A 17821-nucleotide genomic window follows, 5' to 3' on the forward strand; every position below is an offset into this window, starting at 1 on the left:
AAACAGGTGCAGGCGGACAATAGGAGTTCGCGCGTTGCCAGCTGTGGCGTAGAGCCGGCGGCAAACGGGATGGGTCAAATTCCAAGGCCTCGGCCTCTGCCGAGATCGATGCCATGGACGAAGGCCAGATCCTGGCCGAGTCGGCGGCCCGATTCGAATGCAATGCCGAGATCGTTCTTGCGGCCGGCAAGGATGGATTCCAGTTGCGGGTCGCGCTGGAGGCTCTTCGCCATGTCGCCCATCGCCGAGCGCGTGGCCTTGTAGCCGGACAAGTCGCCCGCCTGATATAGGCGCCTGCTGGTCTGGTCGAGCTCCCGCCATCGCTCAACGAAGTGATCGGCGCGGCGGCCCGGATCGCTGCGGAGTTCGGTTTCGAGCTGGAGCGCGCGGATGGCGCGATTGACCCGGCCGTCCGCCGCTTCGCGGGCGAGCTCCGGGTTCTTCTTGTAGGCGGCTTCGGCATCGTGCGAGCCAAACGGGCGCACCGCATTGAAGGCTTGGCGGGCCTTCTGCAGCTCTTTCACCTGCTCGGGACTGGTCCTGTCGTCCGTCTTCTGCGCCTCGAAGATCGCGTCCACCGCGCGGGCGTGGCGCACGAGAGCACGGGTCCGGACGCGACGCGCTTCCACTTCGGGATCTTGCGTCACGTTCCTGGCCGGCACTTCGGCTCCACGCCGGTCGGCTGCGGGATCGTTGCTTTCCCTTTCCGGCGTCGCCCGTTCCGGCCTCTGTCCGCCATCCAGTCTGGGCACATCAGCCGGAGACCGCAGGCCGTCCAACATGTCGCGCAGCTTCTCGGGCACAATCTTGCGCACGATCTCGACCACGCGCTTGCGGAAGGTGATCCCGCGCCGTTCGGCGTAATTCTGTACTGGATCGGCAGCCTCGTAGTCCGAGGCCATATCCTTGGCGCGAACGCGTGACAGGGCACGGGTGAGCCGGTCCTGACCCGCAAAATCATCGCGGCCATAGTGCAGGCCTACCCCGTCGCGGTGCCGAGACAGCGCGACATAGCTGCTGTGGGCGTCCATGCCCGGCGTCGCCAGCACATGGACGCGGTCAACCGTCATGCCCTGCGCCTTGTGGATCGTCGCGGCATATCCATGGTCGATGCGGTTGTAATCCTTGAGGTCAAAGCGCACAGATCGGCCATCGTCGACCTGTACCGTCATGCCCTGCGCGCTGACCTGTTCAACGGTCCCGAGCGTGCCGTTCTTGACGCCAAGGCCGCGCTCGTTCTGCAGAAACATGACGCGATCCCCGCTGGCGAAGGTTCTCGCACCTCGCTCGACCGTCACCCCCACCTCATTGCCCAGATCGCCCGCGGCTCGCATCCGTTCGCGCGCTTCCTCGTTCAGGATGCGGACCTCGTCATTGGTGTGGGTGAGGATAATCCGGCTCCGGTCCGGTGACGCCTGCCGGTCGCGGTCCCAGCGCTCGATCAGATCGCTGCGCGCCTGCTCGCGGGTCAGCGCCTCATGCACCATGCCGTGAGCGCGGTAGGCTTCGAGCGCATGGCCCACTTTGCCGGCTGCCAGATCGCGTGTGGCGTCCCGCTGCCAGTCTTCCTGCTGACGGCGCACTTCACCGATCTCCGCGCCGCCGTAACGCTCATGGATGGAGCGGAACGCCGCGCCCGCTTCGATGGCCTGCAGCTGCTGCGGATCGCCGACCAGCACCACCTTTGCGCCAGCCTCGGCCGCATGCGACAGCACGCGCTCGAGCTGGCGCGTGCCGACCATCCCCGCCTCGTCGATCACCAGCACATCACTGGATCTGAGCAGATCACGGCCTTGTTTCCAGCCATGCTCCAGGCTGGCGATCGTGCGCGACGCAATGCCCGATCCGCCTTCGAGGTTTTCGGCGGCAATACCGGACAGCGCAACACCCCGGACCTCGAAGCCCGCCGCTTCCCAGGCCTCGCGCGCCACCCCCAACATTGCGCTCTTTCCCGTCCCGGCATGGCCGACCACGACGCTGAGATCGCGTCCGTCCGTAGCATGCGCAACCGCGTCGGCCTGCTCGGACGAGAGGACCAGACCGCGCGCTTCCGCTCCCGCCAAAGCGGCCTGGCGATCCGCGTCGGGTACCTGATGGCGCGCCTGTTCCGCCATCCGTTTAGCAGCCCGGTGCAGCCGCTGTTCCGCTTCGATCATTCCGCGGGTGGTGAACCGATCCTCGCCGCGGGCGTCCTTGCCGAGTTCGACCAGATTCGGCGCTCCCTGCATCGCGCCCATGACCTCGTTGAACTGGTCGAGTCCGTCGCTATGCCGGTGCGCGAACTTTGCCATGTCGCGCCGCGTGAAGGTCGATTGCTGCTGGGTGATGGCATCCAGCCCAAGTGAGGGATCCGTGATGATCCGCACGCCATTATTTCGCGCGATCTCCCGGTGCATCTCGGCCCGGTCGGCCTCAAACCCTTCGCCCGCAATGTCTCGGACCTCGATTCGCTTTGCCGGCGCGCCGATCTGGCTTTGCGGCTCCAGAGCAATGCCCTGGGCCTCCAGGCTGCGATGGTCGATCCGCGCGTCGATGTCGAGCTCGGCCAAGCGCTCGTTGGCAAGCTCGGCCCAGCGCCTCCGCCAGCGCTCGACCATCTCGGTACGATTCCAGTCCCGCACCTTTTGGCCGAACCCGTTCTCGTCGACCGCGCGCATTGTCAGCATCACATGGGCATGAGGTTTGGGCATGCCGTCTTCGGCCCTGTCCCAATGCACATTGAGATCGGCGATCATGCCGAGACCCACGAACTCGCCGCGAACGAAGTCCCGAGCCAGTTCGATGCCCTGCGCCTCAGTCAGTTCTCGCGGAAGGGCGACCTCGACCTCTCGGGCCAGCTGCGCGTCCTTGCGGATTTCGTGTGCTTCGACATTATTCCAAAGCCGTTCGCGGTCTCCCCACGCCTCCGGCGCATTCTCCGGCAGTATCACCTCGGAATGGACGACGCCGCGCTTGCCAGAAAAATCCTGCTCACGGCCCAACCGCTCGTCACGCAGCCGCGAGGCCGAACGGTAGGCCGCCGATGCCACCGCACTGCTTCCGGCCTTCCGGCCAATGACCTTGACGTGAAGATGATAGATCGCCATCGCGAGCAGAGCATCTACACAGCGAAGCGTACGTCGGCACGACGTATAAGCGCGCCCTCCCTCGAAAAAATCTCGGGAGGGACTATCCCGTCTCAGCTCGTCCTGATGACCTTACAGCAATGCGCCAGTGGCCAAGCTATCATTTCTCCATTGTCACTCATGGAGACGACGATGCGCAAACCCAGGAACTTTGATGCTGACCTGAAGGCACTCGACGACAAGGCGCGCGAGCTGAAAACCCGCAAGGTACGCCAGCTCGGCGAGCTCGTTATCGCTACGGGAGCTGACGCGCTCAGCGCCGACGAGCTCGCGGGCGCGCTGATCGTGCTGGCCGAGACGAAAGAGGCCGGAAAGAGGGAGGCATGGTCCAAGCGCGGCGTCGCGTTCTTTCAAGGACGGTCGCGGCGAGTTGCGCCAGCAACTGACCGCGACGCTGACGTTGCTCCTACGCAACCGAGCGGCGCGCAACCGGCATCAAGCCGCAAAAGCGCGACGTGACATGCGCGCGTGGCGGGTCGAACACCGCAAGCGCACCCGGTACCTCATCGAACTCGGCGGCCTCGTGGTCAAATCCGGTATCGTGGACCTGACCGGTGATGACCGTTCCGCGATCTTGGGTGCGCTACTTTGGATGGTTGACAAGCTTAAGAGCGGTGAGGGCGAAACGGGCACGTGAGCTTTGGGCCGCAAAGGGAAAACAAGCGTTCGAGATGAACCCTAGGATGCCAACACGCATAGTCGTTTATGTCCGACAATCGCACGTTGGCCAATAGCTGCCGCTTCGACAGCAGCCCTATTGATCAATCGGCATACAAATTGCGATTTGGTTGCCGCCTTACTCCAGCTCCGAGCCGTTCGCTCTTGATAAAGCGGTCACTGTGACTTTCCAAATTGGCCACTGGCGTTGGGTAAGGCACACTAGATCGAGATCTCCGCTTTCATGATGATTGCCTTCATTGAAGCAGGACCGGACTCGCCTGCCGAGTCTCTTGCCTTCGCAGCAGAAGGGTCCGGACTAGCCGCTGAGCAGGCGCTTCAAACCAGCAATAGGTGAGGCGCGCGGTGACGAGCGTGGACAGCACGAAAGCCGCCGAGAACAGAGGATCGAGGTAGGGGATGGGCCGCTGCATCGACGAAAAAGCAAGCGCGATCGCAAGTTGAATTGGAAAGTGCAGCAGATAGCAGGAATAGGTTGTATTGCCGGCTGTCTCCACCAGGGTCTCCAGGCGCCGCGGCAAGACTATGGGCTTCGAGCAGCAGAACAACAGGATCGGCGTATAGATCAGCAGAAGCGGTGCAGTGAGCGCCTCAAGGTCCATGCCGGACATCCAAAATGCCGCGGGCATCGCGATGCTCGCACACGCAGCCAAGGCTTCCAACTTCGGCCGATACCGAGCCCCGGCGACAGCCTGTCTTGCCATCGCGGCAAGGCCGCCAGCGTAGAAGAAAGCGAAGCATTTTGACATCAGCGTACCGGTCGCGATCGAGATCACGATCACCGCTAGATTGAAGAGCGGGGACGGACGCACGACGCGCAGCGACAGGAAAAACGCCGCATAGACCACGATCTCGATTGAGACTGACCAGATTGGTGCGTTGAAGCTGACGCCGTGCGGCGGAAGCCAGTCGCTGGCCATGAACAGCTGCTTGACGAATTGAGGGATGTCGTTTTGCTGAAAGACGAAGAAGTAGTTGTGCTGAACGAAATACATCAGCTGGAGCATCATGACCAACGGCAACGTCGCGAGATGGAGCGGGTAAAGTCGCGCCAGCCGATAGACGAAGAAGGTCCATCCGCTGATCGTGCGGTCGGCGATGACCGCGCTATACTTCCAGAAGAAGATGAAACCGGAGATGCACCAGAATATCTCGACCCCATTCTTGCCCTTCTCATAAAACGGGAACAGAACGCGGTAGAACGGCAGCTCGCTCCTCACGAGACCGACCGGCTCGTCGCCGACGAAGGCAAAGTGCTGATAGTGCCACAGCAGCACCGCGACGGTAGCGAGGAAGCGCAGCCCTTCCAATCCAAGGAGTTTCTGGGTCTTAGGCCATGTCGACGCTTTCGGAATGATCATCGGGGTCATTGACCTCCTGACGAGGGCGCTGGCCAATTCTAGCCGGAGCAAAGTGAAGGATTCTTTTCGCTCGGCCGAGCCCCGCCCGGAGGCATCCCAGGCGTTCGCCGCAGGCGATCTCGGCGCCGCGCTAGATTGCCTTCTCCAAGGAGCGATACGCTGATCGTCGCGGTCTGCCTTAAGATCTTGCGGATCATAGGCTACGAGCCCGACCCCGGTGACCATTGCGCGCAGTTTTCTCTCCAGTGCCTCGACCTTGCTCTTAGTGAGAGGCGCGACGACGGTGAGGTGGTGGGGACTCAAATCGGCCGTGGGACCGACGAAAAGAGGAGCCAACGCCGAACGAGATAGTGCGGTGCCAGATCGCCAATGATGACAAGAACAAGAGTCGCCGCACCGAGAACTGGGGCTGCCGAGCTGCTCAATCTGACGCTCTGATCGCCAGAGGGGTCGCTCGCGAGATCGAGGATGCAGTCCCTCGGCCAGTGCAGTTCTGCGCCCCGAAACAACTGGGTATATTTGACAGTCACCTAAATCCAGATCTGGCGAGGCGCTCCCGTCGCTCGACAACGTGAGCTGCCCGAGGATAAAAGAGCTGTCGGCTCGCGTTACGATGGGGAGCAGCGGGAGCTTTGATAGAGCCCAAGTCTGCGCGAACCGCACGCGCTTTCGGCTACAGCTGCTTGGTGAAATTGCGGTTCGGTTAGTCGCCGTCTGTCACTTTCGGTTGCATCGACTCCATCGAGCATGGCCGGCAGCGGCGATGCGAATACGGCGCCTGGAACGTTCCAGGGCGCGGGCGGCACAACGGGAATGATCGGAGACGTAGAACTCGACAGCCACAATCCTAACACCAATGGCTAGGGAACTCTTCCGTCAGACGCTTAGGCTGCGGAAATACTTCTATCTCCACAAATATTAAACTCACGCGACTTGTGAAATGCTCGAGCAGGCTGACCGGTACTTGAAAATTGGTGATGTCCACCATGAGACTGTACGACATTAAAAGGCCAGTATTCCGCGGCGCTGCGGTTTTTGAAGCAAGAAACCCGAACGCATTGGTTCGGGCTTCCTGAGAACGCCAACGTGTAGACTGTGCAGAGCTAGTTGATGGAGGAATTGATGTCTACGAACGAGGTGTTGATCTTGCTGCCCAAACCGTTGACTGCTGCGATGATCGCAATTGAAATTCCTGCGGCAATCAATCCGTACTCGATTGCAGTGGCTCCCGATTCGTCACGCAGGAACCTCATCATCTTGACCCGCATTACACCCTCTTTGCTGTTGGCCAGATCGGCGCACCTTCAAGCCACAAAAGGATACCTTATGGCATCTTATAATAGATGAGTCTGAATAAGACAATTTTAGATAGAGTAAATATCTTTAGCGCATGTGATCTAGTGGGGGCGCAAATGGCCGTACGTTTTAGTGTCAGAACGAACGCCTATACGCCATCAAGAGAAATCGCAGAACCGGGCATACAGGGCCGGTGTCAGGATTCGCTGACTTGCGCTCTGGTCATGATTTGGCACATTCCGTGCGTGAGACGGTCGTGTGAAGCGTCGGCTTGCAATCCAGATGATCCCTGCGCCCGTCGCGAGGACAATGACATCAAGGCGACAGCAGTTCCGGTTGCGACCAGCCACACGACCGCGCCGCATGGAAGATCGATCGCATAATGTCCACCGATCGGCACGGTCGATGCGATCACGAGGGAATTCCAGATCAATGAAATCGGGAATAGCCACCTGAGGTGCCGGGACGCGGATATGATCATCAGCGCCAGGCAGCAATGGAACGACGGAAATGTCACAACTCCCTGCAGATTGGCGAATGACAGCAACGGCGAGGCCGAATTGCGGAAGTATTCCAACTTCGACAAGTGATACGTTCCCGCGCCTGTCGGGAGATGCTCAAGCAAGCTGGCTGGGTACCCAAAGAACGCGAAGGCACCTTTCGCTGGCCAGATCACGGAAATGCTCGCGCATGCGACAATCGTGGTGGCGAATACGAACGTCAGTATCCATAAATGATCGAAACGGCGAACGATTGCGAGCAGCACTGAAAGGCCGAAGAGCAGGGGGAATGAGCTGTCGTACGTGACCGACAGGAGCTGGGACCAGGCGGGGTTGTCGGCTGCCCAAGCGATGACAGCAGGCAAGTCGAAACCCGCCGCTCGATCCCATCTTGCAAGATCTGCATCGATGAATGGGGCGTTATTCCGAAGCCCAACAAGGCTGATGATTCCAGCCACTGCGCCCGATAGTAACATTGCTAGGAGCGCTCCGCACAAGTTGCTGAGCACCGGCGATGGTCGCCAACGTCGATAGACAACGTGAACAGTGAGGAGGAAGCCCAGTATCGTCAATGCAACCAAGAGGCTGCCGAGATCAACAATGATAGCCGACCGCTGGGTCAGGAAGGCCGCGAACGTGGTCGCGACAAAGCAAATGGCCCATACGCTCGCTTCCACATATCCGGTCGTATGCGTTCCCTGCGAAGACCAAGCGAAAGCCGTGCGACCCGAAGACTGGGAAGCAGGAGTGATCGAATTACCATCCTGCGATTGCGTGCCGTTAGGTCTGTGTATCTCCCCGATCTGTGTCCTTGCGGATATCAGGAAGCGGAGGCGACGAAAGAATGCGGGCAATAGGGTGTCTGTGGCGGGCTCCAACATGGATGTCCGCTCCCGTGTCAGTCTGTTTCAGATTATTTCGGTCGGTACCTACATACGCAAAAACCGTGAGCCTGAGCAATCTCAACGTGTATTTTAACATGATACCGTGCTGAGATGCTTAACAGATCTCTAGCGCATCGCGAGATGTGCCTTTGGAATCGGTCTGGGATTGCGCTGTCCAAAAGCTACTGGCCATGAGCCTATGATCGCCTGACATCGCAGCTTCGGTGTCAACGGGGGTCCTTATGTAGGCTTGCTCGTTGCGCGGCGATGTTTTGAGTGCGGATTTCACCTTGCTGTCAAAATTGTCAGTTGTTCGGGCGGCCGGATGTTTATCGCCTCGACAATTCGGAATTCACCAGCTCTCGAACATCACGCAGATGCATATGATTCGTGGGGATTGTGTCGTTCTTTGTTTGTAGTGGGGAACATCAGGCGCGCGGGAGTTCAGGCGTTTGCCGTGAGGGAGCTAGCTGAGTAAGTCAAGAATCTTCGTTCCTCAGCCGTCCGGGGCGTTGCGAGGTGCTGTCGGGTTAGTCCAGTAGACGCGCGAAGCCTGCACCCAATGCACGCAATGCATGTAACGTGCGATCCCTCGCAGGTAAAAATATCCTCGGCGGGAACGTGGCAGATCTTGTCCAATCGTTTCTTGTGGTACATCATTCCTGCACGACTTAGGGTAGTGCAGGGGCAATGGACGCGGGGCAGAGGGATACGGGGCTCGACTGCCTGACATTGCTGCTGCGGTTTCATCAGGTCGCTATCGATCCGGCGCAGATTGCACATCAGTTGGCGGGAGAGCCGGTCGGCGTGACGGAGATGCTCCGCTGCGCCAAGCAGTTGAAGCTCAAGGCTCGCGCTGTCAGCCAGAATTGGGACGGCCTTGCCAAGCTGCCGCTGCCGGCCATCGCAGCGCGGGCTGATGGCTCGTTCGTCATTCTCGGCCAGGTCACCGTGGATGCGGCGCTGATCCAAGATCCGCAGGTCAACCGGCCGCAGAGTCTCAAGCGCGCCGAGTTCGAGGCCAACTGGACCGGCACGGTCGTGCTGATGGCGCGCCGCGCCTCGCTGACCGATCTTGCGCGCCGTTTCGACATCACCTGGTTCCTGCAGGCGATGCACAAATATCGCCGGCTGCTCGGCGAGGTGCTGCTGGCCTCGTTCTTCCTGCAGCTGTTCGGACTGGTGACGCCGCTGTTCTTCCAGGTCGTCACCGACAAGGTGCTGACCCATCGCGGCTACACCACGCTCGACGTGCTGGTGTTCGGGCTCGTTACAGTCACCATCTTCGAGACCGTGCTGGGGGGCTTGCGCACCTACGTCTTCTCCCACACCACCAACCGCATCGACGTCGAGCTCGGCGCGCGGCTGTTCCGCCATCTGGTCGCGCTGCCGATCGCCTATTTCGAGGCGCGGCGCGCCGGCGATTCCGTGGCGCGGGTGCGCGAGCTGGAGAACATCAGGAATTTCATTACCAGCTCGGCGCTGACCCTGGTGATCGATCTCGCCTTCACCTTCGTCTTCCTGGGCGTGATGTTCTACTACTCGCCGTTCCTGTCCTGGATCGTGATCGGCTCGTTCCCGTTCTACATCGCGCTGTCGGCCGGGGTGACGCCGATCTTCCGCAAGCGGCTCGACGTCAAGTTCGACCGCGGCGCCGAGAACCAGGCCTTCCTGGTCGAGACCGTCACCGCGATCCAGACCCTGAAGGCCATGGCAATCGAGCCGCAGATGCAGCGGCGCTGGGAGGAGCAGCTCGCCGGCTATGTCGGCGCCAGCTTCGACGTGCTGTCGCTCGGCAACTGGGCGAGCCAGTCGGTGCAGTTCATCAGCAAGATCGTCACCGCGCTGACCTTGTATTTCGGGGCGCATCTGGTGATCGAGGGCAGCTTGAGCGTCGGTGAGCTCATCGCCTTCAACATGCTGGCCGGGCGGGTGGCGCAGCCGGTGCTGCGGCTGGCGCAGCTGTGGCAGGATTTCCACCAGGCGCGGCTGTCGGTGGCGCGGCTCGGCGACATCCTCAACACCACGCCGGAGCCGGCGTTCAATCCCGGCCGCGCGGCGCTGCCGCCAGTGCGCGGCGAGGTCGTGTTCGACCACGTCCATTTCCGCTACCGCGTCGATGGACCGCTGGCGCTGCACGACGTCAGCCTGAAGGTGCCGGTCGGCCAAGTGGTCGGCATCGTCGGCCCCTCCGGCTCTGGCAAGTCGACACTGACCAAGCTGATCCAGCGGCTGTACGTCCCCGAGGCCGGCCGCATCCTGATCGACGGCGTCGATCTCACGGTCGCCGACGTCACCTGGCTGCGGCGGCAGATCGGCGCGGTGCTGCAGGAGAACGTGCTGTTCAACCGCTCGATCCGCGACAACATCGCGCTGGCCGATCCCGGCATGGCGATGGAGCGGGTGATCCAGGCGGCCGAGCTCGCCGGCGCCCATGAGTTCATTCTCGGCCTGCCCGACGGCTATGACACGGTGGTTGGCGAGCGCGGTGCCAGCCTCTCCGGCGGCCAGCGCCAGCGCATCGCGATTGCGCGTGCGCTGGTCACCAATCCGCGCATTCTCATTTTTGACGAGGCGACCTCGGCGCTCGACTATGAGAGCGAGAACATCATCCAGAGCAACATGCGCAAGATCTGCGCCGGGCGCACCGTGTTCATCATCGCGCACCGGCTGTCGGCGGTGCGCAACGCCGACCGCATCCTCACCATCGAGAATGGCCGCCTGGTCGAGGACGGCACCCATGACGAGCTGATCAAGCGCGCTGGGCGCTACGCGACGCTGGACCAGATCCAGGCGGGGCTCCATGTCGTCGGCTGAAGCGCAGAAGCAGGACAACGCGCCGATCTCGCTCGACGCGCGACGGGGCCGCCGCAAAGATGCCCGCGAGTTCCTCCCCGCGGCGCTGGAGATCGTGGAGACGCCGGCCTCGCCCGTGGGCCGAGCCGTGGCCGGGACCATCATGCTGTTCTTCGTCATCGCGATCGGCTGGTCGATCGTGGGCCATGTCGACATCATCGCCTCGGCGCAAGGCAAGATCGTGCCGACCGGCCGCACCAAGACCATCCAGCCGCTGGAAGCGGGCGTCGTCGCCGCGATCCACGTCCAGGACGGCGACAAGGTGCATGCCGGCGACGTGCTGGTCGAGCTCGATCGCACCGTCACCGAGGCCGAGCGCCGCCGCGTCGCGCAGGGCCTGATGCAGGCAAGGCTCGATGTTGCAAGGCTCGGTGTGCTCCGCGACAGCTTCGGCGATCTCGCCGAGCTGCGACCGCTCAACGTGCCCGAAGGCGCCGCACCCGCCGACGTCGCACGTACCCGCGCCGCCCTGCAGGCGCAGGCCGCCGAGCAGCTGTCGAAGCTCGCCTCCAATTTGCAGCAGATCGCACAGAAGCGTGCCGAGGCGCAGTCGATCGAGGCCGCGATCGCCAAGATCGATGCCACGCTCCCATTCCTGCAGGAGACCGCTGACATCCGCCGCAACGCCAAGGAGATCCAATACGGCAACCAGATCGCCTATATCGACGCGCAGTCGCGGCTGATCGACCAGCAGAGCGAGCGCATCGTGCAGACGCGGCGCCTGGTCGAGATCGAGGCGGCGCGGCTGGCGCTGGAGCAGCAGCTGGCGCAGACCCGCTCCGGCTTCGAGCGCCAGGTGCTGTCGGACCTCGCCGATGCCGAGAAGAAGGCCGACGAGCTGACGCAGGACCTCGTCAAGGCCGAGCGCAAGATCGCCGAGCAGGTGCTGCGCGCCCCGATCGACGGCACCGTGCAGCAGCTCGCGCTGCACACTGTCGGCGGCGTCGTCACACCGGCGCAACAGCTGATGCTCATCGTGCCCGCCGACAGCCAGCTCGAGGCGGAAGCCATGATCTCCAACCGCGACATCGGCTTCGTCAATGTCGGGCAATCAGCCGAGATCAAGATCGACACCTTCAACTTCACCCGCTACGGCCTCGTCCATGGCAAGGTGCTGAGCGTCTCCCAAGATTCGATCGTCCGCGAGAAGCCCGCCGATAAGCAGAATGGCGGCAAGGCGGCTGGTGCACTGGCCGAGACCAGCGAGCCGGCAGGCCAGGAGTTCATCTATTCGGCGCGGGTGTCGCTGGATGAGAAGCAAATGCAGATCGAGGACAAGATGGTCGCGCTCGCGCCGGGGATGGCGGTGACGGTGGAGATCAAGACGGGGACGAGACGGATCATCGAGTATGTGATGTCGCCGCTGCTCAGATACAAATCCGAGAGTCTTCGCGAACGATGAAACTACTCCGCGAAGATGCCGCGACTCATCACCGATTTTGTTGGGATGCCGACGTGGAAAGGGTTGTTGTCGAATTGACATCCTAAGGTGATAAAATACCGTGCAGTTGATCTATGATTGATATGTATTTGATTCGTGTTGTTGCAATCGGAAGTTGGGGGCACATGATCCGGGTTGGAAATAGGTTTGCGCAGCTGGCTTGGCTGCGCGGTTCTATCGTCGCAGTCATCTTGTTCTGTGCCTCGTTCATCGTCTGTCTTGCGCCCCAGCCGGTGCATGCGGGCCACTGGGCCAGCTATCACAACGGCAACTGCGGTTCGGATGGTATTGCCTGTGCGCAGGAAGACTTTTGGGCTTACTGGAGCAGCGACCCAAGCGTCATCCTGACGAAGTGCTATCTTAACGGGGCGGGGAGCAGCGGCATTTTCGCCGGTGCGATTTGTGACGGGAATTCGAATGGAGCTTACCGGGGTGGTGTAGCGTTTCTCAACTGCGATAGTGGTGAAGTTCTAACCGGATCGGGGTGTCTCGCTGCTCCCCCGGCGGATCACTGCCCGTCCTGTCGAGACCAGGTCGCCAATCCCGTCGATCTTCGCAGTGGCATGAAGATCGAGGCCTATACCGATTTCTCGACCCAGAGTACGAGCGACGGCGGTGCGTCGCTCAAATTCGAGCGCTTCTATACGAGCGATCAGGCGACGCTGAGCGGACGTCTGCGTCCGTCGCGGCTCGGTAACGGATGGCGGTCGAACTTCGATTCCGGCGCGATCGTCGCTTCCAATAGCGTGACGATTACGCTCCCCAACGGAGAGGTCGTCCTCTTCAGCTATGTCAGCTCGACCGGCCTCTACGCGCAGAGCTATTACGACTGGAGCCTGAAGAGCCTCGTCATTGGCAACCGCGGTCGGGCTGCGACGCTCGTGAAGAATGCGACCACACAGCTCTATACCCTGACGACGGATGACAATATCAGCCGGGTCTACGACGCCGGCGGCGTGCTGCAGTCGATCATATTCCAGAGCGGCTACACCCAGGCACTGACCTATGACAGCGCCGGCAACAACACGCTGGTAACCGACAGTTTCGGTCGGACCCTGCAGTTCACCTATACGCCGCAGGGGCTGCTCGATACGATGACGGTGCCCGGCGGACAAGTCTATCGCTACAAGTTCATTCCGCGCTACGCCATCGTCGGCAGGAGCGGTCCGGATCCGCTGCAGATGGCGGCGGACCTGTTCGCGCTCGAATACGTCATTCAGCCGGATACGACCGCAGACACGGCGGACAATCCGCGCATCCGCTATCATTACGAGAATGCAAGCTTTCCCTACGCGCTGACCGGCGTCACCAACGAGGCCGGCGTGCGCTACGCGACCTGGACCTACGATGCCAAGGGGAGGGTGCTGACATCGGAGCATGCCGGCGGCGTCGAGCGATATTCGATCGCCTACAATGATGTGGCCAACACGGTGACGGTGACCAATCCGCTGTCTAAGGTCGCAGTGTATCACTACAGCAAGGATGCGCGGGGCAACAACATCCTCGCCAGCATCGAGGGGCAGCCGTCCGCCAATTGCGTTGGTTCGAATTCCGTCATCGGCTATGACGTCAACAATTATGTTACGGACGAGACCGACGAGGAGGGGCGGGTCACGCATTACGTCCGCGACAGCCGCGGCAATCCGACGCTCGTCACCCGCGGCTACGGAACGCCGCTCGCGCAGTCGAACAGCTACACTTGGCATCCGACGCTCAACGTGCCGACGCGTGCGGTCGAGCCCGGCGTGACTACCGACTTCACCTGGACCGGCGGTCTTCTCACCCAGCTCACGAAGGCCGATACGACCAGCCAGACGGTGCCGTATGCGACCAACGGCCAGACCCGGACCTGGACTTACGGTTACACGACGGGAGGGTTGCTTGCCTCCGTCGATGGGCCGCTGCCCGGAGCCGGTGACACAGTCCTTTACACTTATGACCAGACGGGATTCGTGGCGACGATCACCAACGAGGTCGGCCACCTCACCAAGGTGATGTCGCATAACGGGCGGGGCCAGCCGACCACGATCCTCGACCCCAATGGCGTCTATACCAACCTGACCTACGATCCCCTGGGCCGGTTGAAGAGCACAATCGTGGATCCCAGCGGGCTGGTCGCGACGACGTCGATCGACTACACCCCGACGGGCGATGTCAGCCGGATCGTCAGGCCGAACGGCGCGTTCCTGCAATATACCTACGATGACGGCCGCCGGCTCATCCGGGTGCAGGACAATACCGGGGCGACGGTCGAGTACGACCGCGACAATCTCGGCAACGTCACCGCGCGGCGGATCAAGGATCCGAGCGGCATCCTGCAAGCGTCGCAGACGGCGACCTATGACGAACTCGGCCGGTTGCTGACGTTCGTCGGCGCGTTCGGGCAGACCTGGACCCACGGCTATGACCGCACCCACAACGAGGTGTCGGTCACAGATCCGCGAGCCAACGTGTTCGGATCGAGCTTTGACGGCCTCAACCGGCTGATCGGGACGACGGACGAGGAGGGCAACTCGGTCGCGGTGGCTCGCAACGGTGCCGACGACATCACCGCCTACAGCGACCCGCGCTCGCTCACCACCAGCTACGTCCGCAACGGTTTCGGTGAGGTGATCCAGCGCGTCAGCCCGGACAGCGGCACGACCACCTACACCTATAACGTCCTGGGCAAGCCGATGCAGATCGTCGATGCCCGCGGCGTCGGCACGAACCTGACCTATGACAATGCTGGGCGGCTGCTGGCCAAGCAGTATCCGGCAGCGCCCAGTGAGAACATCACCTATACCTGGGACGACGCGACCAACGGCAACAAGGGCAAAGGCAGGCTCACCCGGATCCAGGACGCCACCGGCTCGATCGATTGGACCTTCAACGCGCTCGGCCAGGTGATGCAGGAGCGCAAGGCCACGGGCTCGGCCATCTATGTCGTCGGCTATGGCTATGACCTCGCCGGAAACATCATCCGCATGACCTACCCGTCGGGACGGGTGGTCGATTACACTCGGGACACGGTCGGCCGCATTACGGATGTGACTTCGCGGACCACGAACGCGACCGTGCCTCTGGCGTCCAACGTGACGTATGGCGCTGCGGGGCCGTTGCAGTCGCTGACCTATGGCAATGGCCTGACCCTGATCAAGACGTATGATCAGGACTACCTACTGAGTCAGCTCGTCGTCACGGGCACTTCATCCGGAACCGATGTTGTCAATCGCCAATACAGCCGCAACGACGGCGTCAACATCACCGATATCACCGACACGGTCGATACGCTGCGCAGCGAGAATTACTCGTATACGCCGACCGGTCGGCTCGAGAATGCCAGCGGCCCCTGGGGCGTGCTTGGTTATGCCTACGACGCTGTCGGCAATCGGATGTTCGAATCCTATGCCAGCCGTGGAACCGTCACAGAGCAGATCACCCAGTACGAGGCCACGTCGAACCGGTTGGTCGATGTCAGCAGCAACGGAACCAACGTTCGGACATTTACTCACGACGCGGCAGGTAATCTCGTGACCGACAATCGGTCCGGCACGATCTATGGCTATCGCTACAACAACCGCGATCGGCTCGATCAGCTGAGTCTCAACTCGTCCGTCACGGCGGACTACGGCTATGACGGTTTGGAGCGGATGGCCGTCCGCACGCTACGGACGGCCTCGCCGCCCGCTACCATGCATTACGTGTACGATCTCACCGGTCGTCTTATCGCCGAAGCGACGGCCTCCGGCGTCGTGACCCGGGAGTATGTCTGGCTGGACGACATGCCGCTCGCCGTGGCAGCTGATCTCGACACGTCCGCGCCAAACCTCTGGTTCGTCCACGCCGACCATCTCGACCGCCCGATTCGGATGACGGACAGCACGAAGAACGTGGTGTGGAATGCATACTTCTTGCCGTTTGGCGCCGTCGACGTGATCCTAGGGTCTGCCACGAATAATCTGCGGTTTCCGGGGCAGTATTTTTTGTTGGAAGCCGGGCTTCACTACAATTGGTATAGACATTACGATCCCACCCTGGGACGATACACGCAGCCGGATCCTAATGGCGAAGTGCCGGCGTTCTGGTCTGTCACTTCTGGCGAGTCGCCCATTAGCTCTATAATTGACGGCCGGGGCATGTCGGCGCAGGCGTCCGCGTTTGTCCCGTCGTCACTCACTGTAAATTGGTCCTTCGGTCTAGAGCTGCCGGAATTGCTGGATGGACCAAATGTCTACGCCTACGCAGGGTCTGCGCCTGCGCTGAAGCGGGATCATACCGGTCGTTATGTCGACGCAATGGGAATCTGGTATCCGGGAACGGACGAAGAACCTGGTTTCGATTACAATCCTCTTGAGCACCCATATCAAACCGGCGGTATGATGTTGGCGGTGGTCGCTATGCCTTACGCTGGCGCGATCTGTGAGTATGCAGTGCTAGGATGGGAGTATTCGTTCGGCCGCAATTTCCGTTTTGCTCCCTATGGAAACCGCACGGGCCACCCCCTCGGACGTTGGCCGCATTATCACAGGCGAGCTGTCGATCCTGTGACGGGGGAGACTATGCCGGGAGGCGGTATCGGACGTCACCGGCCGTGGGAAACTAAGTCTACCGATCGATCATTTTGGAGCAGATTCTGATGAATGTGGACCTATCGAGTGTTGCTATCATAAACGAGTCTAGCAGCAGCGAAGTAGTTGGTGATGTAACGCTGTTCCGGAATTTTGAGAGCTTAGCTGCATGGACGGAGCCGATCGATGTTGAGAATAACGAGTACTTTGCGTATTCGTTGGCAGGAGATCGCCTCAACCTCAACGTTGAAAGCGACCGAGTGAAGGTTACAAAGGCTAACGACGGAGTTAATCTTTCCGCGCATGTTAGGAAACTTCTTGAAGCGACTGCTGAGCACGTCATTAGAGCAAGCAATCGGGAAAGCGTCACGGGTATTGATCCAAAGCTGATGTCGCTAAGAGAGCTTATCGATGTCATCGGTTTCGCCCGATAAAAGTGTCTATGCGTCTGGAGCGAGAAATATTTTCTTACAGCCGATCACTGTGGCTAACGCTCGATCGTCGGTCTGCTAAGGTTCCCGCGATTGTTCGGAATAAACCGCTTGTTGGACACTGGTTGCGACTTGGCTTGAGGTAGGAATCGCGGAGGTTGATCGTGCTACGAGCGTGCCGATGGTTGTGGACTACACAAGCTTCGGCTGAATGTGAGCCTTGAGACCTGAAGAGACACAGGTATCAGTGGCTACAATCTTCGGTGAATCCGGCGACGACACGCTCACCGGAACATCGGGCGCTGACACGATCTACGGCCTTGCCGGCGACGACATCTCGATTGGTTGGCAGGGCAACGAGACCTACATCTTCGACCGCGGTGATGGTCAGGATACGATCTTCGATAATGACGGTGGCAGTGGCGAAGTCAATACGCTGCAGTTCGGTCAGGAGTTTCGGAATCGCAAGTAACCGTCAAGGAATCTGGGACCGGGGATCTGGTCCTGGGCATCGAGACAAGCCAGAAGTCGTTGGTTGCGCCGCACTAATTTAGTTGGATTTGGTGATGTTGACCGTCGCTGCCGGCGAATGCATGAGTTGGCGGGTACAATTGGGGTTGGAGTTAGTACTTCGGGCGTCTGTGAACAACGGCTAAAGCCTGAGCTAAAGTGAGTTTGACGTACGGGCGACTTGGGGGC

Annotated in this window: 10 protein-coding genes and 1 pseudogene; 7 read left to right on the top strand and 4 right to left on the bottom strand. The window is 60.8% G+C overall.

What is annotated here, in order from left to right; all coding sequences use genetic code 11:
• Positions 1 to 74: 74 nt before the first annotated feature.
• Positions 75 to 3086: a Ti-type conjugative transfer relaxase TraA gene (gene traA / locus QX048_RS34655; RefSeq protein ID WP_315716578.1), complete on the bottom strand. Its 3012-nt coding sequence runs from the start codon at positions 3084 to 3086 to the stop codon at positions 75 to 77.
• 171 nt (positions 3087 to 3257) lie between these two features.
• On the opposite strand from traA, the gene QX048_RS34660 reads away from it, so the two are divergent.
• Together QX048_RS34660 and QX048_RS34665 are read left to right on the top strand one after the other, a co-directional pair.
• Positions 3258 to 3584, top strand: coding sequence for a conjugal transfer protein TraD (locus QX048_RS34660; RefSeq protein WP_315716579.1), 327 nt, complete (start codon positions 3258 to 3260; stop codon positions 3582 to 3584).
• A gap of 1 nt (position 3585) precedes the next feature.
• Positions 3586 to 3859, top strand: a pseudogene (locus tag QX048_RS34665) (conjugal transfer protein TraD).
• 180 nt (positions 3860 to 4039) lie between these two features.
• Here QX048_RS34665 and QX048_RS34670 read toward each other — a convergent pair.
• From QX048_RS34670 to QX048_RS34680, 3 genes are all read right to left on the bottom strand, one after another.
• Entirely contained in the window at positions 4040 to 5173 is a 1134-nt protein-coding gene (locus tag QX048_RS34670; RefSeq protein ID WP_316201045.1) for an acyltransferase, read from the bottom strand.
• A gap of 1094 nt (positions 5174 to 6267) precedes the next feature.
• Complete coding sequence (locus tag QX048_RS34675) at positions 6268 to 6432, bottom strand: Flp family type IVb pilin (RefSeq protein WP_315716581.1); 165 nt, start codon at positions 6430 to 6432, stop codon at positions 6268 to 6270.
• A 224-nt stretch (positions 6433 to 6656) separates the two neighbouring features.
• The gene (locus tag QX048_RS34680) at positions 6657 to 7841 is read right to left on the bottom strand and encodes a phosphatase PAP2 family protein (protein ID WP_315716582.1); all 1185 of its coding nucleotides are present in this window, start codon (positions 7839 to 7841) and stop codon (positions 6657 to 6659) included.
• A gap of 693 nt (positions 7842 to 8534) precedes the next feature.
• Here QX048_RS34680 and QX048_RS34685 point away from each other — a divergent pair.
• From QX048_RS34685 to QX048_RS34705, 5 genes are all read left to right on the top strand, one after another.
• Positions 8535 to 10661, top strand: coding sequence for a type I secretion system permease/ATPase (locus tag QX048_RS34685; RefSeq protein ID WP_315716583.1), 2127 nt, complete (start codon positions 8535 to 8537; stop codon positions 10659 to 10661).
• On the top strand, positions 10648 to 12102 hold the full coding sequence (locus QX048_RS34690) for an HlyD family type I secretion periplasmic adaptor subunit (RefSeq protein WP_315716584.1): 1455 nt from the start codon (positions 10648 to 10650) through the stop codon (positions 12100 to 12102). Before QX048_RS34685 ends, QX048_RS34690 begins: the two co-directional genes overlap by 14 nt.
• A 113-nt stretch (positions 12103 to 12215) precedes the next feature.
• On the top strand, positions 12216 to 16760 hold the full coding sequence (locus QX048_RS34695) for an RHS repeat-associated core domain-containing protein (RefSeq protein WP_315716585.1): 4545 nt from the start codon (positions 12216 to 12218) through the stop codon (positions 16758 to 16760).
• On the top strand, positions 16760 to 17125 hold the full coding sequence (locus tag QX048_RS34700) for a hypothetical protein (protein WP_315716586.1): 366 nt from the start codon (positions 16760 to 16762) through the stop codon (positions 17123 to 17125). The genes QX048_RS34695 and QX048_RS34700 overlap by 1 nt, the downstream gene beginning before the upstream one ends.
• Before the next feature lie 244 nt (positions 17126 to 17369).
• On the top strand, positions 17370 to 17594 hold the full coding sequence (locus tag QX048_RS34705) for a hypothetical protein (RefSeq protein ID WP_315716587.1): 225 nt from the start codon (positions 17370 to 17372) through the stop codon (positions 17592 to 17594).
• Positions 17595 to 17821: the final 227 nt, after the last annotated feature.

Source organism: Bradyrhizobium sp. SZCCHNS30572 (assembly GCF_032484415.1).
Taxonomy (GTDB): Bacteria; Pseudomonadota; Alphaproteobacteria; order Rhizobiales; family Xanthobacteraceae; genus Bradyrhizobium.